Raw genomic sequence first — 17,426 nt, 5'->3', positions numbered from 1 at the left:
AAGCGCCATTGCTTCATATGTCTAAATACTTTATATATTAGTGTAATTATAACTAAGGTCTTTTCTCTTGTCAACTCATAATTTTCCCTTAAGACTCTTTTCGACCTTCTATCTCTCCTATTTCTTTCTCAGCCATCTCTATAGCATATCTTAGAATTTCTTCTGCTGCTTTAAGACCACTAACCCTTGCAATACGTACTTGTTCTTTACATATTCCTTCAATATAGGCTTCTTTAGGAACAATACCATAATCTGCTTCATGGACCATTTGATAGTCAAAAATAGAGTCTCCTGCAGCCATAATAGTTTTTTGATAGTAGTTCTTTTGAATATATGCAAGTGCTGACCATTTATTAATACATTCTGGATATAAATAAATCTTTTTGCCATTGACTTGTATTTTCCAACCTTTATTTTCATTAGCATTCTTAAATAACTGAACGGCTTCTTCATCAATATTGCCTCGCTCTCCTATAATAAGCCAAATAAGTCCATCAGACTTATTGTATCCTTTAATAGGCTTTTTATAGTGATTCAGAAATGATGTTAAGACTTCATCATAATTTACAGGTAATGCTTTAATTTGCTCTTTTATATAATCTGACCACTGTTTATCCTCTTCTCCCTTGTAAATAATAGTTCCTCCATTATTAACTACATAAAGCTCAGGGCAGATAGTTTCCTCAAATAATTGAATCCTCTTGTATTGCTGATGGTTTCTAGTCGTAATTGGTACGACAGGTACTAAGTCATTAAGCTTTTTAAGTAAAGTAATTGCTTCTAAACTCATATACGAAATTTCTTTTCCATTATAAGCTTCGACTAAGGCATATTCACATTCAGCTTCTGCTATAAATAGCTTAGAATAAATTAAAGTACGATCTAAATCCGTTGCAAAAAACATAGAAGTTTTCCTTTCACATTCATTTTTATACATCACACATATCTTTGATTAAACCACAGCAAGAGTAGCACATGTCTTGATATACTTCCACCGGTACACCTCTATCTCTTGCCAAAAGTAAAATGTGCTTAAGGTGCTTATCCTCTTTATCTTTTACAAGGATTTTCCAAGGTACCCTTCTTAATAATACTCTTGTTGTTTCACCTACCCCTGGCTTCACTCTATTAATACTGGAGATATCGAAGCACTGCCTAATATTTTCTACACTCTGTGCTGCATTAAAGGCTCCCATCTCCTTATTAACTAAATCCTCTTCATGGATATTAAGCTGAGAAAAATGAGTAGCAATAGTATCTACAAAGTCATTAGATACATCAATCTCCTCCCACTCCTTGTAAAACTTGGAACCATGAAAATCATAGGGGCCAATAAGGTCATTTCTTAAAAAGGTACGACTCATAAGTCCTGATACTGTTGCATTTAAACATGCACTTGGTACTAAGAAGTCCGCTCTTGTCCCATATAAAGAGGTACATTCTCCTGGATCGCAAAGTACTGCTAGTGTATCATCTAAATCCACTTCATATTTATTTTTAAAATGCTTACAAGCTTTCTCTAAAGTATGGCTTATAACACCTTTTCCAGTCCAACCATCTACAAATTGAATATCTCCTGCTGGATGTTCTTTTAATATATATAAAAGGGCATTCTCATCTATTCCCTTATCTCTAATAATAGAAACACTATAGTGAGGCACATTTACTTGATATTTATAAGCTAAATAACGCTTAATCAATACACCAATAGGTGTACCTGCCCTAGCTAGAGAAACAATAACGACATCTTTTCCTTTTTTTCTGTAAATCAGTTCGGCTACTATCCCTGTATAAAAAGCAATCTCCTCTGCCGTTTCTTCTAAGGTATTTTTATAAAGAGTCATATATTCCTTTGTTGGCATATATTCAATAGGAAGCATTTCAGAGTAGTGAGTACCATTTTGCATGGCATATTCACGCTCTAAGTTATTTTGTTCTTCTAATAAACCGTTGATATTCTTTAATAAGAAAATACAATCTTCTTTCCTATAGCTCCCCATAGGTAAAGGCTCTTTTATATGCTTTACATTTGCTACTCCTTGCTCATTCATAGATTTCCTCCAGCTTGCCATCACAGCAAACAAAATATATTTTTCTAATCCCCTTTTCACTAAATACCTCTGCCATCATTTGCTTAAATTCTGGCCTTACATCTCTTTCTATAAACCAAAAGGCTTCTTCATAGTTACCTTCTTGAATATTATAAATATAATTAATAACCGTTTCATCCTCAGGCCTTTTATACGCTAGAGCTGTATGTAAAGGATAATCTGGTCTTTTAGCTGTCATAATAGGACTACGTGTAGTAGATTGATAATAAACCCCTTCTCCCATAGCACATGCCATCATAGCCGGTACATAAATAAACTCCTCCGTACCTATGCACAGTGTCTTTGTTGAAGTTCTATAGCCTGATAGTACTTGCCCCAGTTGTAATAGACGCTTCTCAAAGGTTTTATTTTCATTAGCTGTTAGTCCAAAGCGTCCATTAGCGCTCATATAACCTACTACCTGTTCTCTTTGATCTCCGCCTTTGATCACTTTCTCTGTCATATGGTCTAAGCCTACCTTAAGCGTTTCATATCTTCCGTACCTACCATTATAGTAACTTATAAGTTGAACGCTTTTTGGTGTTTTTGTTACTACCACTTCTTCCTGTAATACATTTGTATTTTCTTCCTCTACGATTTCAGGATATTTTAAAATCTCCTTTGTTTCCATGGCTTCCTCTGATAAAGACTTTAAAATAATGGGTGCAATAGTTCCTTGAATGACTGATATAAATTCAATAGTAACTCCAAGCTTTTCAGCTAAAAGCTTGGCTTTCTCTTTCTGCTCTTCGTTTCTCCAATCTAAAAGTGCCACTACACTATAAGCTTTAGCACCACTTTTTTCATGCAACGCTTCTATTAAATTAAGCGCAGTATTTCCTGTAGTAATTTCATCATCTACTAATACAATATGCGAAAAACGTTTAAAGAAAAGAGGGTCTTTTGTATAACATTCATGTCCTGTTGCATGAGAATGTTCTTCTTGAAAAGCAAAAGTAGGTACTTCACTTATAATAGGTTCTCTGGTGGTATGAATAAATGTTGCTTTATTATCAAAAGCACTAAACATACTATGGCCTAAGCCTGTGGCTGTTTCTGCAAAGCCAATGAAAAGTGTCTCCTGTTCTAACGGATAGGTCACTTCTAAAACCTTTTCACAGGCTTCCTTAGGTAATTCTTTCTTATTAAAGAGCTCCAAAAGCTCATCTTCCTGTAATACTTTACCCACCTGCTTTTTATAATAAACTTCTGCTAAAAGCGTCCCTCCTAATCTAGTCATATAAGGATTAACGGCTAAGTGCTTACCTAATACTTTACTTACAAATAAAAAAATACGTTTTTTATTTTTTCTAACTCCCACTTCAAATAGATGATTTAAAGGGATAGCTTCACTCGTTTCTTGTAAATCAATATGTATCTCTAGACAATCCAATGCTTTAAAAATAACTTGTTTAGAACAAGGCTGTGTAGTCTTCATTTTCATTAATCACTCCATATATTTCAGCTTTAGCTAGTACTTTTCTAGCCCAATTTGTATGTGGTTTCATTTCATTCATTTTATTGCCACCCTTACTCTTAATTACGCCGCTACCTTGATTTCCTATGATTTGCATAGCATCTTCATATTCTTCTTTAGTTACTACTTGCAAAGCATTAACTAAGCGAATGTGAGAAGGATGAATAATCGTTTTACCTACTAGTCCATTAACTTTATCTAAAACAACTTCCTTAATAAGTCCATCTTCCGCTTTATTAACAATGGCCCTACGTGCAATGCTACCTTCTTCTCCATATTTTCTAAATGGTGTTTGACGTAATTCTGGCTTTAGCAACCTGCTATGATTACTAAAAAACTCCCACACTGGACCTGAAATAACAAAGCCGTCTTCAGCTTGACCAAAATAATTAATAATCCTTGCCATACAATCCCGAATAACAGCCACATCATAAATAGTAGCATCAATACTTCTTCTAATGCCAAAAAGCCCTGTAAAGTCTGTGGCTCCAATTCTAATATTTAAAACATTTTCTCGGTACTTAACCGCTAAGTTTTTAATCGTCTGTAATTCTTCTTGTCCGGTTTGTAAATCTATCACTTGCTTAGTTTCTATAATAGGCATTGCATAAAGTTTAATGCCTGCCGCATCACCTGCTTTCTTAATAAGTGATAGCTGTTCTTCTCCTTCTATGCTATTAAACTTCGGCAGATTAATCCCTGTTATATGCTTTACAATCTCCTCCTCAGATAATAGGCGCTTTAACTGCTGTGTACTACGAATACGTATGAAAAGTAGGGGGAGATCTTCTTCTTTCACTATACCATTTTTCAAAGCTTGTCCCAGCCCTATAAAGGTTTCTTTAAGACGCATCTCTGCTTCTTCTACCTGAGAATCTGCAATACCATCTTCAAGACAAATTACAAGTGTCGTAAGTGAAATATATTTTCTAGTTACTAAATAGTCATAAAGCTTTTCATGAATTGCCGGAATGTACAGTGTTGCGCCTAATGCATAACTCAACTTTTCTTTTTCAGTATCTTTAAAAAAAGCATTTGGTTCTTTAAAAAATACACGTTCTTTCTCTTCTTCACTTAAATGTGCATAATGAAACATTCCCCTTACCCTCTTTCTATATATTGGTAATTCTATTATACTGAAGAAATATGAATTTTGTATAGATATTTCCATATTATTACATCTATTTTTTATCTTCTAACATATATCCCATCCCTCTTTTTGTTACAACATACACATCATACCCAAAAGGGCTTAATTTCTTTCTTAAGTGACTCATATACACTTCTATAATCTCTGTAGAAGCATCACTATCATAACCACAAATTCGCTCAAAAATTTGTTCTTTAAAAAGCAAAATATCTTTATTTAACATTAAATATTCAAGCAAATGAAATAAACGCTCGTTTAGTTCTATTTTTTCATCTTTAATCCATACACTTTTTTGCTTTAGGTCTAGGTGTAAATCTTTAAACACCAAAGTATTTTCTTCTGTCATTTTTCCTAGGCGTTTTAAAATGACATACATTCTGGCTTTTAATTCTTCCATAAAAAAGGGCTTCGTTAAATAATCCTCTGCCCCTAACTGAAAAGCTCTTAATTTGTCTCCTAAATCTTCCTTGGCTGTTAAAATAATAACTCCTAACTGCTGCTTTTTATTTTGTACTTCTGCTAATACACTCATACCGTCTTTTCCAGGTAACATTAAATCTAAAATAACTAAATCATAACTAAATGCCTCTAAGTGTAAAAGGGCATCTTCACCTGTATAAACCTGATCTATCTGGAAATCTTCCTTTAAATAGGTATAAATATTATCACTGATTTTATAATTATCCTCTACCAATAATACCTTAATCACATCTTTATCTCCTTTATACCTTAGTTCAGAAATAATATATCGCATTTCCCTTAATTCTTACTTAACCTTTATTATATCATGATTACAGCTTTTCATCCTATTTCACATTTGTATTTCTTGCTCAATAAAAAAGTGTGCTACTCGTAGCACACTTTTTTATTCATCTCTTATTTATATAGATACTCATTAACCAATATTAATACCGAAGTTATTGCAAAGTGCACCTAAACCGCCTTGATAACCACTTCCAATTGCATTAAACTTCCACTCACCATTATGGCGATATAATTCACCTACAACAATGGCTGTTTCTATTGAGAAATCTTCCCCTAAGTCGTAACGAATAAGCTCTGTTCCTGCTGTTTCATCTAAAACACGAATATAAGCATTAGATACTTGTCCAAAGTTTTGATTTCTTTGCATTGCTTCATGAATGGTTACTGTAAAAGCAATTTTTTCAATGTTAGCAGGCACAGTATCTAACTGAACTTTCATTTGCTCATCATCACCATCTCCTGCTCCTGTTGTATTATCACCTAAATGAGTTACTGAACCTGATGGATGACGTAAGTTGTTATAGAAAATAAAGTCTGCATCAGAGGTTACTTTGCCAGCACCATCTGTTAAGAAAGCTGCTGTGTCTAAATCAAATGACTGCCCTCCATCATATTTATTGGTGTCCCAACCTAATCCAACAATAATATTTTTAAGTCCTGGATTAGATTTTGTTAAATCTACTTTTTGTCCTTTTGCAAGTGTTATACCCATTTTTTCTTCCTCCTTATATATTAATTTTTATACATCAAGTCCATAGTTTTTGCAAAGTGCAGCAAGACCACCTTGGAAACCACTACCTATAGCACTGAATTTCCAGTCAGCTCCATTCCTATAAATTTCACATACTACAATAGCCGTTTCTATAGAGAAGTCTTCCCCTAAATCATAACGTAATACATCTTCTCCTGTATCTTTATTAATAACACGTACATAAGCATTAGATACTTGTCCAAAGTTTTGACCTCTTTCTATAGCTTCATGAATAGTTACGGTTACAGCCATTTTTTCCACATCAGCAGGCATTTTTGCAAATTCAAGAAGGATTTGCTCATCATCGCCATCCCCTTCTCCTGTACGGTTATCTCCTGTATGAATAACAGCTTCATTTCTACTCTTTAAATTATTGTAAAAGATAAAGTCTTCATCATGATTGGTTCTACCATTACTTCCTACCAAGAATACAGAGGCATCTAGATCAAAGTCAAAACCTCCTGAATACTTATTAGTATCCCAACCAAGTCCGATAATAACCTTTTTTAAAGCTGGGTTTCCTTTTGTTAAATCAATTTTTTGGCCTTTTACTAAATTAATTGCCATTTGTATTACCTCCTCTATTGCTTATGTGCTTCTTGAACTTATATTTTTAGTTGAAACGTACTAAATATAACGACTTACCATGTTTTTAAGAGATGGATCATTAGTACCATTGCCTACTGCAGCAAATTTCCATTCACTTTCATGTCTATAAACTTCTCCTACAACTAAAGCTGTACTACCTTTATAGTTATCTGTTAAATTAAAACGTACAAGTTCTTGATTAGTATTATGGTCAACAATTCGAATAAATGCATTTTGAATCATCCCAAAATCCTGTCTTCTATTAATACAGTCATAAATATTAACAACAAAAATAATTTTCTCAATTTGTGCTGGTATGCTATTTAACTCAATAAAAATTTGTTCATCATCACCAGCACCATCACCTGTTAAATTATCGCCCATATGCTTAACACTTTTAGATGCATGTGTTAGATTTCCAAAGTAAATGACGTCTTTATTAGAAAGTAATTTGTCACCTGCTCCTAACATAATAGCAGAGGCATCACAATCGATATCTTTATTACCGCCTCCAAACAAACTACCTAGTAAACCTTTTCCTGAGCTTACAGGGTCCCAACCTAGACCAACCATAATTTTATTTAAGCCAGCATTTCCTTTTGTTAAATCAATCTTTTGTCCCTTTACTAAATTAATTGCCATTCGCTTTCCTCCTAGTTCTCCCTTTTACCTTTTAAAGATGGTATTTGTTTTATTATATCATATTATTATCGCTATAACAGAGAGATTTTATAAGATTATTATTTTTTATAAACAAATTCTCTAATTAAAAGTTTCACCTGCTCATATTTTTTTTAATATTTTTATTTATTTTCATCTTTTTTTTTAGCTAAATATGAATTTTTACCGATAAAATTGAATTTTTTTATTAAAAGTGATATAATTCGATTATCAGTTAGTAGAATCAAGGGGGTGCTTATGGTACGCAAAACGGTTTATGCTCCACACTATGATTTTTTCATTGATCAATCGAAAAAAACAGATGTATATAATATGGACTTTTTTCATATGCACAAAAAATATGAAATTTATTATCTATTAGAAGGCTCACGTAAATACTTTATTGATGACTCTATCTATCTAGTCAACGCTGGGAGCTTAGTACTCATTGATGCAGACTCTGTTCATAAAACAGCTAATATGGGGGATGTACCTCATAGCCGTATTGTCATTAATTTTAGTAGTAGCTTTATTGAAGATTTCTCAGATGAATTAAAAGCGATGAATCTCACTTCTATTTTTAAAACTAAATTCACCGTATTACCTCTTTCTTTTAAGTACAAGCTTATTATTGAAAATATCTTGTTTAAACTTGTAGAGATAGGCAGTGATGATATTGAACTCGGTGCTAAGGCAACAGCTGAAGATGAAACTTTACCTAATGCCTACAAAAAAACCTTACTTAAATTGCAGTTATCCGAATTACTTATTATGATTAAAGAATACTTAGAGATTTTACAGCAAAAAGAATATGAATCTCATCAAATTGTTAATAACAAAGTAGATAAAATAATAAAGTATATTAGTGCTCACTATACAGAGGATCTAACACTTACGTCTATTGCCGAACAATTTTATATTAGTCCTTTTTACTTAAGTAAGATCTTCAAAAAATCTACTAACCTTTCCATTATAGAATATATTAACAGCCTTAGAATTAGGAACGCAAAAGAACTACTTGAAAGTTCCTCTACTAAGATTGCAGATATAGCAGAATTAGTAGGTTTTTCAAGTAGTTCTCATTTTAGTCGAACCTTTAAATTGGTTACAGGTCTTTCTCCTCAGCAGTATAAGAAATATTATTCTACTAAGTAGTCTGTTACTTGATCAAGATTTAAGGTTTCTCCAATATGATTTTTTACCACCACATCGTGAAGTCTGATTTTATCTACATTACGTATGATAAAGCCTGATTTCACGATTTTTTCTTGAAAACTAAGCATTTCTGGATAGTCAGGAGTTGCATCTTCTTTAAACTCAATAAACACATTTTTAAAGTTAAGTTCTTTAATCGTTTGCTCTGGAAGTCCATAAATGAAGCCTGCACATACTTCTGAGTTTTCACAATAAATATTTTCGAAATTCAATGTTCCTATATAAGGTGTACGTTCATCTACTGGAAGCTTATCTTTGCTCCATACATACTCTGTTTTTCCATCTGGATCACAGAAATAGAAACAATTAAGAGTGAATGGTGTTAATACCCCATCCATTTTGATATTTTTTATATAAATCTCATCAATAACAGCAGTATTTCCTCTACCACGTCTTGTTTTGATTCTCAGTCCTCTGTCTGTGTTTCTAAAGAAACAACGCTCTACATATACATGTTTGATGCCGCCTGACATTTCACTGCCTAATACTACACCACCATGTCCATATTCCATTAAACAATTTCGGATAATAATATTTTCACTAGGTCTTCTCATATCTACTGGTACACTAATTTTACCAGATTTAATAGCAATACAATCGTCCCCTAATGAGAATTTTACACCAATAATTTCTACACCATTACAAGATTCTGGATCAATTCCATCTGTATTAGGTGAATCCTTTGGGTTATTAAGTGTTAAATTGATAAAACGAAGCTTTGTACTTCTAACAGGATGAACTGTCCATGAAGGTGAATTTTTGATCGTGATTCCTTCTACTACAACATCATCACAATCAACTAAGTAAAGGCTACGTGGCCTCCACGCTCCTCTTTTCACCTTACAATCAACCCACCAATCAGCATTTTGACCATTACCATCAATTGTTCCTTGTCCAATAATGCGTACATCACGAACACCAATTCCTGTAATAATGCTAGCGTAACAGTCTGCCATATCTCCTTCCCAAGAAGCAAGATAAGCTATACTACCATCTTTAAGTATCATTTCCCCAGGTAAAATAGGATAATCCTTTCTATCTGTATGAGCTAATAAAGTAGCACCTTCTAATAACTCAAGCGTCATATGACTTTTAAGAAAAAGTGGAAGTATTTTATACGTTCCTGCTGGTATTACAACTCTTGCACCTTTTGGTGCTGCCATAATAGCTGCTTGGATAGCTGCCGTGTCCATAGTCACACCATCGCCTACCGCACCGAAATCCTTAACGTTTAAGATAGCAGTATCAGAAAGGGTAGCCACTGTATCGGCTACCTCCTTTCCGTTTGCTGATAAACTAATGTGATATTCGGTCGCTGGTGTTAAGTTATAAATTGTAAAGATATTTGTCTTAGGAGACGCCTTAGCTTCACCATTTATACTTAATGAATAGTCTTGGTCTACAAAGTGACAAGCCTCATTCTCTATTTCAATCGTTACACTTGTCGAAGTTACATTGGCTATATTCCACATCGCACACCATTCCTCCTCTTAGCCTTTAATACCACTACTTGCAATACCTTCAATAAAGTATTTTTGAGCTGAGAAGAATACGATAATTGATGGAGCAAGACCAACAAGTGACATAGCAATAACTTTATTCCAGTCAAAGGTACCACTTGTCGCATCCATTGACATTTTAAGAGCAATTGTTAATGGATATTTTTTAACTGAAGTTACGAAGATTAATGGACCCATGAAGTCATTCATTGTCCACATGAATGTGAATAACGCACATGAGATAAGTGCTGGTTTAAGCACTGGTAATAAAATTTGTATCAGGGTTTGGAAGCTTCCACATCCATCGATTTCAGCTGCTTCATCAAGATCTCTTGGAATACCTCTAAAGAACTGAATGAGCATAAATACGAAGAATAATTCTGTTGCAAATAATGCTGGAAGCACTAATGGTGCATATGTGTCAAGTAAACCGAATGATTTCCACATCATGTAACTTGGAATTCTTAAGATAATATTTGGAAGTAACATTGTACCAATTACACATGAGAAGAATAATTTCTTTAATGGAAAATTAAATCTAGCAAAACCATATGCTGTTAATGATGAAGAAATAACTACGAATATTACTTTTGGAATTACAATCTTAAATGTATTTAAGAAGTAATGTCCCATTGTATATTCTGTTCCTGTTTTCCATCCATCAATATAAGGTTGGAAGTCAAAAGAACTTGGAATAAATCCAATTGAAGTAAAAATTTCTGCGTTTGATTTAAATGAAGCACCAATTAACCAAATAATTGGATACACCATGATAATAGCTACGAAAATTAAGATAGCATACATACACGCCATTTTAATAGCTTTCTTTCTTTTTCGTTTTGCTTGTCTTTGCATTTCTGCCGTTCTTCCCTGTTCTACTGCTGCATTTTGACTAAGTTGCTGTGTCATCTTATTCTTCACCTCCATTATCACTGTAGTATACCCAGTACTTAGAACTATTGAATGTAATTAATGTAAATGCCATTACAATGATAAATAGAATCCATGACATAGCACTTGCATATCCCATCTTATAGTGTTTGAAGGTATTATCATAGATAAGCATTGGTAAGAGGTATGTTCCTTTTTGTGGATCCCCTGATGTAATTAAATATGGTGCATTGAATTCCTGGAAGGCGCTTACCAACTGCATGATAAAGTTAAAGAAGATGATTGGTGTAATCATTGGTATAGTAATCTGGAAGAAGTTTCTCCAAGGACCTGAACCATCCACAGCGGCTGCTTCATAAAGATCTCCTGGCACTTCTTTAAGTGCTGATAAGAAGATAACCATGGTTGAACCGAATTCCCATACACGAAGTAATACAATTGTAAATAGTGCTGGTGTTGCTTGACCGAACCAACTGATTGGGTCTACACCTACAACACCTAATACTTGGTTAACAAGACCATCTGTTGCAAATAAGAATTTCCAAAGAATGGCAATCGCTACGTTTGAACCTAAAATAGATGGAATGTAGTATGCTGTTCTAAAGAAATTAATCCCTTTAATATTCATATTAAGAATAAAAGCAACAAATAATGAGAATGCTAATTTAAGTGGCACTACTAATACCACGTATTTAGCTGTTACACCTAAAGCTTTAAGGAATTGTCTATTTCCAAAGAGCTTAGTAAAGTTATCAAAACCTATCCATGTTGGTGCATCCATTAGATTGTAATCTGTAAAACTTAAGTAAAAAGATGCTATAATTGGATATAATGTAAATACTAAAAATCCAATAAGCCAAGGCATAATATAGAGAAGTCCGATATAATTCTTCTTATTGAACTTCTTTTTAGCAGTACTTTTCATAAGTCCCCCCTCATTTTATACTGGGCAAGTTAAGCTTGCCCTATTTTTTTATTACTATTGTGCAATTGCATCTAAAATATCAGTCATTTCTTCAAACATTTCAGCTGCCGCTTCTTCAGTTGATTTGGTACCATAAGATACATGCTCAACTGCTGTTTTGTAAGCTTCTTTCATTTCTGAGTTTTCCATATAAATACTCATGATAATTGGATCACAGTTTTCAATTTGAGTTGTTCCTTCAAAAGCAACGCCATCAAGTTCTCCAGTTGATGCAAGTGCTTCTTTAGCAGCTGAAGATGCTGGTATACCTCTTGTTGTCCCAAGAATTTGTGCTGCTTCTGAGTCATTTAATAAATAATTTAAGAATGTTGCTGCATGAGCTGGATATTTTGTATCTTTATTAATTGCAAATAATAAAGATGGTTTCATAAACCAACCTGTTGACTTGGCATCATCCATCATTAAAAGATCACCAAGAACTAATTCTTGACCTTTTTCTTCTAATGCTTTTTCATATTTACCAATTGAACTACTCCACTCAAGTACACCTGCTACTTTTCCATCTAACCAAGATGGTGTTTGGTAAAGTGGTGTTGTACCAGCTTCGTTTGATCTTTCTTCTTGTGTTCTAATTACTTTTGCATCCTCTAAAGATTTATAGAAGTCAAGCGCTTCTTTAACATCTTCTTGTGTAAATCCAAGTGTGCCATCTTCATTAATGAAAAGACGACCTGTTTTTTGTTGCATATAGACAACACTCATATACCACCCTGGGAAACCTGCTCCTGTATCAAGGTCAAATGGATATAAGCCTTGCGCTGCAAATGCTGAACCTGATGCTAAAAGTTCATCCCATGTTTTAGGAATAGCTACACCAACTTTATCAAAAGTTGTTTTATTGTAATATGTACTTCTTCCTGTTGTAGAAACTGGAATAGCATTTAAAACGCCTTTTCTTCTACCAAATGCTAATACATTTTCATTGAATGTACTAAGGTCTAAATAATCACCTAAACTTTCAAGATTGTAGAAACCGGTTCCATCTGGAGAGAATTTTAATAACCAGTCATAGTTAACTTGAAGAATATCTGCTGCTGTACCACCTGTCATCTGTGTAGTGATTTTTTCAGCATGACCATCCCAACCACCGTATTCAGCTTCAATTGAAATATTGGGATATTTAGCTTTGAAAGCATCAATAGCGGCTAATGTTGCTGTGTGACGATCATCCCCGCCCCACCAGTTAAATCTAAGTGTAACAGAATCAGCTGTTACATCTACTTTTTCCACTGGTGTTTCTGTTTTTGGTGCTTCTGTTTTGGCATTATCACTTCCACAGCCAACTAATGAAGTTGCAAGTAAACATGTTGACATTACCATTGCAAGTGTTCTTTTCATCTTAAATCCTCCTAGTTGTCATTCATTTCGGTCAAGTTCTAGTCATTTCATCTAATGCTAATAACCTATATTGAAATTATATAGCGTTTTTTAACAGTAATCCATACTAAAATTTGTTCTTTTTCTACACTATAATACATATATTGCTATCAATCGACTATTTTTATAGTTACAATCAACAATTTAAAGAATATCTCCCCTATAGATAAATCTAAAGGGGAGCATTGTAAATACTATTGAGCAATTGACTCTAATGTGTCTACTAATTCTTCATACATTGTAGCTGCTGCTTCCTCTGTTGTTGCTGTTCCATAAGAAACGGCTTCTACAGCTTCTTTGTAAATTTCTTTCATTATAGAGTTTTCTAAGTATGGGCTCATAATGATTGGTTGACAGTCTTCGATTTGTTTTGTACCTTCATAAGCAAGACCTTCAAGCTCACCTGCAGCTTGTAATGCTTCTTTTGCTGCTGAAGAAGCTGGAATACCTCTTGTTGTCCCAAGAATAACTGCTGCTTCTGGATCATTTAAGATGTAGTTTAATAATACTGCTGCTGCTTCTGGAGATTTTGTATCTTTATTGATTGCAAATAATAAAGAAGGTTTCATGAACCAACCTGTTGATTGTGCACCATCAAGTGTTAAAAGATTACCAAGAACTAATTCTTGACCTTTTTCTTCTAATGCAGATTCAAATTTACCAATTGAACTTGACCATTCAAGAACACCAGCTACTTTTCCATCTAACCAAGATGGTGTTTGGTAAAGTGGTGTTGTACCAGCTTCATTTGATCTTTGTTCTTGTGTTCTAATTACTTTTGCATCTTCTAAAGATTTGTAGAAATCAAGACCTTCTTTGATATCTTCTTGTGTAAATCCAAGTGTGCCATCTTCATTAATGAAAAGACGACCTGTTTTTTGTTGCATATATACAATTGAGTTATACCATCCTGGGAAACCAGAACCTGTATCTAAGTCATATGGATATAAACCTTGAGCTGAGAATTTCTCACCTAACGCAAGAAGGTCATCCCAAGTTTTTGGAAGTTCTGCTCCAACTTTATCAAATGTTGTTTTGTTGAAGTACATACTTCTACCTGTTGTAGAAACAGGAATTGCATTTAAAATACCTTTTCTTCTACCAAATGTTAATACATCCTCTGAGAATGTACTAAGATCTAAGTAAGAACCCATAGATTCAAGATCTAAGAAACCTGTTCCATCTGGAGAGAATTTGCTTAACCAGTCATAGTTAACTTGAAGAACGTCTGCTGCTGTACCACCTGTCATTTGAGTAGTAATTTTTTCAGCATGGCCATCCCAACCGCCGTATTCACTTTCTACTTTGATGTTTGGATATTTTGCTTCGAATGCTTTAACTGCTTCAAGAGTAGCTGTGTGTCTGTCATCGCCACCCCACCAGTTAAATCTGAGTGTTCCACTTACTGCAGATGGGTCTGCAGCTTCTGCAGATGCTTCTGGACTTGCAGCTGCTTCTGTGCTTGGTGCTGGAGTACTTGATGCCTCTGGTTGTTTTGACTCGTTACTACCACAACCAACTAGTGAAGTTGCTAATAAACAAGTTGACATTGCCATTGCTAATGCTTTTTTCATACTAAATCCTCCTAAAAAATGAATTATTAGTGTGAAAGGTTTTGTGTCCTTTCATTTCAGCTTTTACTACACATGCTTATTTATGTATTCAAAGTACGTACCTTAAGTAAGTAGCTTTGGAGCTGACATATAAACTTAAGTCTTTTTCTAGTTAACTCATTCTGATCTTCACTCTAGTTTCTTGATGTCTTATCTAACTTTTTTTGTTAATTATATAATTATTATATATTTAAAATTATATATCTTATTAAATAAATAACCATACATAATATTGTTCTCTTTGGCATGTTTTTTACATATCTTGTTCTCAAAGTATGATTTTTATGGTGATTTTAAACAACTAACTTCCTTCTATGCTATAATCCTATTGTTAAATACTATGATGACAAGGATGTGTAAACATGATTGTAGCAAAGAATAACCAAGGAGATTTTGATTCAGTGCAAGCTGCTATTGATAGTATTCCAAGCTCTAATACAACTTGGTGTACAATATACGTCAAAAATGGCGTTTACAAGGAAAAAATTCACATTACTTCTCCTTACATTAGACTTATTGGCGAAAGTGCTGATAAAACAATTATTACTTATGATGATTATGCCTATAAGCTTTTTCCTACTGGCGAAAGCTATGGTACCTTCAACTCCTATACCATGTTTGTAGGTACATCTAATTTTCATGCAGAAAATCTTTGTATTGAAAATAGTAGTGGCATAGGTGACAAAGTAGGACAAGCTATTGCTGCTTATGTGGATGGCGATCGTGTGTGTTTTAAAAATTGCCGCTTTATAGGCTATCAAGATACCCTCTTTACAGGCCCATTACCACCCAAGCCTATTGTACCTGGTTCATTTAGAGGTCCCCGTGAAAATGCACCTCTCATTAATGGTAGACAATACTATGAAAACTGTTACATCCAAGGAGATATCGATTTTATCTTCGGCTCTGCTACCGCTTTCTTTTATAGCTGTACCATTTTTTCTAATGATATAGGCAAAAAAGTAAACGGCTATATTACTGCTCCTTCCACACCTGAAGGCCAAGCTTATGGTTATGTCTTTGAAGATTGTAAGATTACTAGTCATTGTCCAAAACACACCGTTTATCTAGGACGACCTTGGAGGCATTTTGCCAAAAGCGTATTTATTAATTGTGATTTAGGAGCTCATATTATCCCTGCAGGTTGGCATAACTGGGATAAGCCTGACAGTGAGAAAGTAAACTTCTTTGGTGAATATAACAACAAAGGCCCAGGATATACTCCTACAGAACGTGTTAATTGGTCTCATTTATTAAGTGACATAGAGGCTAAACATTACTCTCGTCAAAATGTACTAAATGGCAGTGATAATTGGACTCCTTGGAGTTAATTTTAACAAAGTCAAAATTTACTAAAACAATAGAGTGGGACAAACTTTTTTTTATAAATCATAAAAAAAATTTGTCTCACTCTATTGCTTTACTTTCTAAATTATTTAATAAGTTCGGCCATAAAAGCTCTATCTATTTTCGCTTCTATTGGTTTAATTTCTTCTCTTAACACAGTTGTTTCAGGTTTATTCGTTTTTACCCAATCAATGATACGCTTAAAATTCGCTGCATTATCTTGAAGATTCGTTTTTTCTAGTTCGCCTGTTTCATTTAAGCGTGTTCCTTTCATATGAAGCGCGGCTATTTTATCACCAAAGCAGTCAAATGCACGATTCCACAATTTTTCTTGTTCCCCTATATTTTTTGCTGTTAAAAGGTTAACAGGATCGAATATGATTTTTAGACGTTCTGAAGGAATTCTTTCTAATAACTCTTTTGTCAGTTCTGGTGTATTTAAAGTATGAAGTGCAACTGGCTCAATAGCTACATCAAGCCCTATTTCTTCTCCTTTTTTTACAATCTGCTCAACAGAATCTACAAGTCCTTCAAAAGCAATTCTTCTTTCCTCATCTGTACTATCCATGCTAAAGTGAGTTGTTTCTGAACCTATACACCTTGCACCTAAATATTTTGCAAAATCCATGCCTAGTAGGAAACGTTCTACATGTTTCTGCCTTTCTATAGAATCTAAATGACCCAATTCTACATAACAACCAAATACAGGAATAGCTATATCATATTTTTCCATAGCTAATTTAATATCTTTTAATAAACTTTCATCTACATCCTCTAAACTATTAACGCCTTCAATTGCTTTTGGAATAGCTAATTGAATCTCATGAAAACCATCATCACTTATTCTTTTAAAAAGTTCTTCTAATGGTTTCTTACCATAGTCATGTGCTCTCAAACCTATATTCATCTATGCATCCATCCTTTTATATTTCATTAATAAAAAAGCATTACTTTATTTCAGGATTAAGTAATGCTTTTTTTGAGGGTAATTTTTGAGTATAATATGTTAATTTATTTT

The 17,426-nt window shown here is 33.8% G+C and carries 16 protein-coding genes; 2 read left to right on the top strand and 14 right to left on the bottom strand.

Annotation, left to right across the window (positions count from 1 at the left end; genetic code table 11):
* Nucleotides 1-88: 88 nt before the first annotated feature.
* The 8 genes from EKH84_RS08860 to EKH84_RS08825 form a co-directional block, all read right to left on the bottom strand.
* On the bottom strand, nt 89-904 hold the full coding sequence (locus tag EKH84_RS08860) for an HAD hydrolase family protein (RefSeq protein ID WP_190283548.1): 816 nt from the start codon (nt 902-904) through the stop codon (nt 89-91).
* 25 nt (nt 905-929) lie between these two features.
* Nucleotides 930-2,051, bottom strand: coding sequence for a cysteine protease StiP family protein (locus tag EKH84_RS08855; RefSeq protein ID WP_127065994.1), 1,122 nt, complete (start codon nt 2,049-2,051; stop codon nt 930-932).
* Nucleotides 2,044-3,534: a phosphoribosyltransferase family protein gene (locus EKH84_RS08850; protein ID WP_127065993.1), complete on the bottom strand. Its 1,491-nt coding sequence runs from the start codon at nt 3,532-3,534 to the stop codon at nt 2,044-2,046. Before EKH84_RS08850 ends, EKH84_RS08855 begins: the two co-directional genes overlap by 8 nt.
* Nucleotides 3,503-4,663: an HpcH/HpaI aldolase/citrate lyase family protein gene (locus EKH84_RS08845; RefSeq protein WP_013656259.1), complete on the bottom strand. Its 1,161-nt coding sequence runs from the start codon at nt 4,661-4,663 to the stop codon at nt 3,503-3,505. The genes EKH84_RS08850 and EKH84_RS08845 overlap by 32 nt, the downstream gene beginning before the upstream one ends.
* Before the next feature lie 85 nt (nt 4,664-4,748).
* Nucleotides 4,749-5,426: a response regulator transcription factor gene (locus tag EKH84_RS08840; RefSeq protein WP_127065992.1), complete on the bottom strand. Its 678-nt coding sequence runs from the start codon at nt 5,424-5,426 to the stop codon at nt 4,749-4,751.
* Between the two features lie 186 nt (nt 5,427-5,612).
* Nucleotides 5,613-6,194: a TerD family protein gene (locus tag EKH84_RS08835; protein ID WP_013656257.1), complete on the bottom strand. Its 582-nt coding sequence runs from the start codon at nt 6,192-6,194 to the stop codon at nt 5,613-5,615.
* A gap of 27 nt (nt 6,195-6,221) precedes the next feature.
* A complete protein-coding gene (locus EKH84_RS08830) occupies nt 6,222-6,800 on the bottom strand; it encodes a TerD family protein (protein ID WP_127065991.1) in 579 nt (192 codons plus the stop codon).
* Nucleotides 6,801-6,860: 60 nt separating this feature from the next.
* A complete protein-coding gene (locus tag EKH84_RS08825) occupies nt 6,861-7,463 on the bottom strand; it encodes a TerD family protein (RefSeq protein WP_013656255.1) in 603 nt (200 codons plus the stop codon).
* Between the two features lie 276 nt (nt 7,464-7,739).
* Here EKH84_RS08825 and EKH84_RS08820 point away from each other — a divergent pair, with 276 nt between their 5' ends.
* Entirely contained in the window at nt 7,740-8,636 is an 897-nt protein-coding gene (locus tag EKH84_RS08820) for an AraC family transcriptional regulator (protein WP_127065990.1), read from the top strand.
* Here EKH84_RS08820 and EKH84_RS08815 read toward each other — a convergent pair.
* The 5 genes from EKH84_RS08815 to EKH84_RS08795 all read right to left on the bottom strand — a co-directional run bounded on the left by EKH84_RS08815 (nt 8,621) and on the right by EKH84_RS08795 (nt 15,022).
* Nucleotides 8,621-10,168 carry a glycoside hydrolase family 28 protein gene (locus tag EKH84_RS08815; RefSeq protein WP_127065989.1) on the bottom strand — a complete coding sequence of 516 codons (1,548 nt, stop codon included), beginning with the start codon at nt 10,166-10,168 and terminating at the stop codon, nt 8,621-8,623. The two genes, EKH84_RS08820 and EKH84_RS08815, sit on opposite strands and share 16 nt — an antisense overlap.
* Before the next feature lie 18 nt (nt 10,169-10,186).
* Entirely contained in the window at nt 10,187-11,050 is an 864-nt protein-coding gene (locus EKH84_RS08810; protein WP_127068026.1) for a carbohydrate ABC transporter permease, read from the bottom strand.
* A 55-nt stretch (nt 11,051-11,105) separates the two neighbouring features.
* Entirely contained in the window at nt 11,106-12,011 is a 906-nt protein-coding gene (locus EKH84_RS08805; protein ID WP_127065988.1) for a carbohydrate ABC transporter permease, read from the bottom strand.
* A gap of 54 nt (nt 12,012-12,065) precedes the next feature.
* A complete protein-coding gene (locus tag EKH84_RS08800) occupies nt 12,066-13,409 on the bottom strand; it encodes an ABC transporter substrate-binding protein (RefSeq protein WP_127065987.1) in 1,344 nt (447 codons plus the stop codon).
* A 233-nt stretch (nt 13,410-13,642) separates the two neighbouring features.
* Complete coding sequence (locus EKH84_RS08795; RefSeq protein ID WP_127065986.1) at nt 13,643-15,022, bottom strand: ABC transporter substrate-binding protein; 1,380 nt, start codon at nt 15,020-15,022, stop codon at nt 13,643-13,645.
* A 401-nt stretch (nt 15,023-15,423) separates the two neighbouring features.
* Here EKH84_RS08795 and EKH84_RS08790 point away from each other — a divergent pair, with 401 nt between their 5' ends.
* Entirely contained in the window at nt 15,424-16,392 is a 969-nt protein-coding gene (locus EKH84_RS08790; protein ID WP_127065985.1) for a pectinesterase family protein, read from the top strand.
* A 101-nt stretch (nt 16,393-16,493) separates the two neighbouring features.
* Here the strand turns inward: EKH84_RS08790 and EKH84_RS08785 are convergent, their stop codons facing one another.
* Nucleotides 16,494-17,315 carry a sugar phosphate isomerase/epimerase family protein gene (locus EKH84_RS08785; protein WP_127065984.1) on the bottom strand — a complete coding sequence of 274 codons (822 nt, stop codon included), beginning with the start codon at nt 17,313-17,315 and terminating at the stop codon, nt 16,494-16,496.
* Nucleotides 17,316-17,426 lie beyond the last annotated feature (111 nt).

The organism is Cellulosilyticum sp. WCF-2 (assembly GCF_003990395.1).
Classification (GTDB): domain Bacteria; phylum Bacillota; class Clostridia; order Lachnospirales; family Cellulosilyticaceae; genus Cellulosilyticum; species Cellulosilyticum lentocellum.
Note: the sequence above shows the minus strand (reverse complement) of the source record. Positions and strands in the feature narration are given on the sequence as shown.

Bases quoted from the DNA above. Each gene is read 5' to 3' on its own strand.
- EKH84_RS08860 (WP_190283548.1), bottom strand. From the start codon at position 904: ATGTTTTTTGCAACGGATTTAGATCGTACTTTAATTTATTCTAAGCTA.
- EKH84_RS08855 (WP_127065994.1), bottom strand. From the start codon at position 2,051: ATGAATGAGCAAGGAGTAGCAAATGTAAAGCATATAAAAGAGCCTTTA.
- EKH84_RS08850 (WP_127065993.1), bottom strand. From the start codon at position 3,534: ATGAAAATGAAGACTACACAGCCTTGTTCTAAACAAGTTATTTTTAAA.
- EKH84_RS08845 (WP_013656259.1), bottom strand. From the start codon at position 4,663: ATGTTTCATTATGCACATTTAAGTGAAGAAGAGAAAGAACGTGTATTT.
- EKH84_RS08835 (WP_013656257.1), bottom strand. From the start codon at position 6,194: ATGGGTATAACACTTGCAAAAGGACAAAAAGTAGATTTAACAAAATCT.
- EKH84_RS08830 (WP_127065991.1), bottom strand. From the start codon at position 6,800: ATGGCAATTAATTTAGTAAAAGGCCAAAAAATTGATTTAACAAAAGGA.
- EKH84_RS08825 (WP_013656255.1), bottom strand. From the start codon at position 7,463: ATGGCAATTAATTTAGTAAAGGGACAAAAGATTGATTTAACAAAAGGA.
- EKH84_RS08820 (WP_127065990.1), top strand. From the start codon at position 7,740: ATGGTACGCAAAACGGTTTATGCTCCACACTATGATTTTTTCATTGAT.
- EKH84_RS08815 (WP_127065989.1), bottom strand. From the start codon at position 10,168: ATGTGGAATATAGCCAATGTAACTTCGACAAGTGTAACGATTGAAATA.
- EKH84_RS08810 (WP_127068026.1), bottom strand. From the start codon at position 11,050: ATGCAAAGACAAGCAAAACGAAAAAGAAAGAAAGCTATTAAAATGGCG.
- EKH84_RS08805 (WP_127065988.1), bottom strand. From the start codon at position 12,011: ATGAAAAGTACTGCTAAAAAGAAGTTCAATAAGAAGAATTATATCGGA.
- EKH84_RS08800 (WP_127065987.1), bottom strand. From the start codon at position 13,409: ATGAAAAGAACACTTGCAATGGTAATGTCAACATGTTTACTTGCAACT.
- EKH84_RS08795 (WP_127065986.1), bottom strand. From the start codon at position 15,022: ATGAAAAAAGCATTAGCAATGGCAATGTCAACTTGTTTATTAGCAACT.
- EKH84_RS08790 (WP_127065985.1), top strand. From the start codon at position 15,424: ATGATTGTAGCAAAGAATAACCAAGGAGATTTTGATTCAGTGCAAGCT.
- EKH84_RS08785 (WP_127065984.1), bottom strand. From the start codon at position 17,315: ATGAATATAGGTTTGAGAGCACATGACTATGGTAAGAAACCATTAGAA.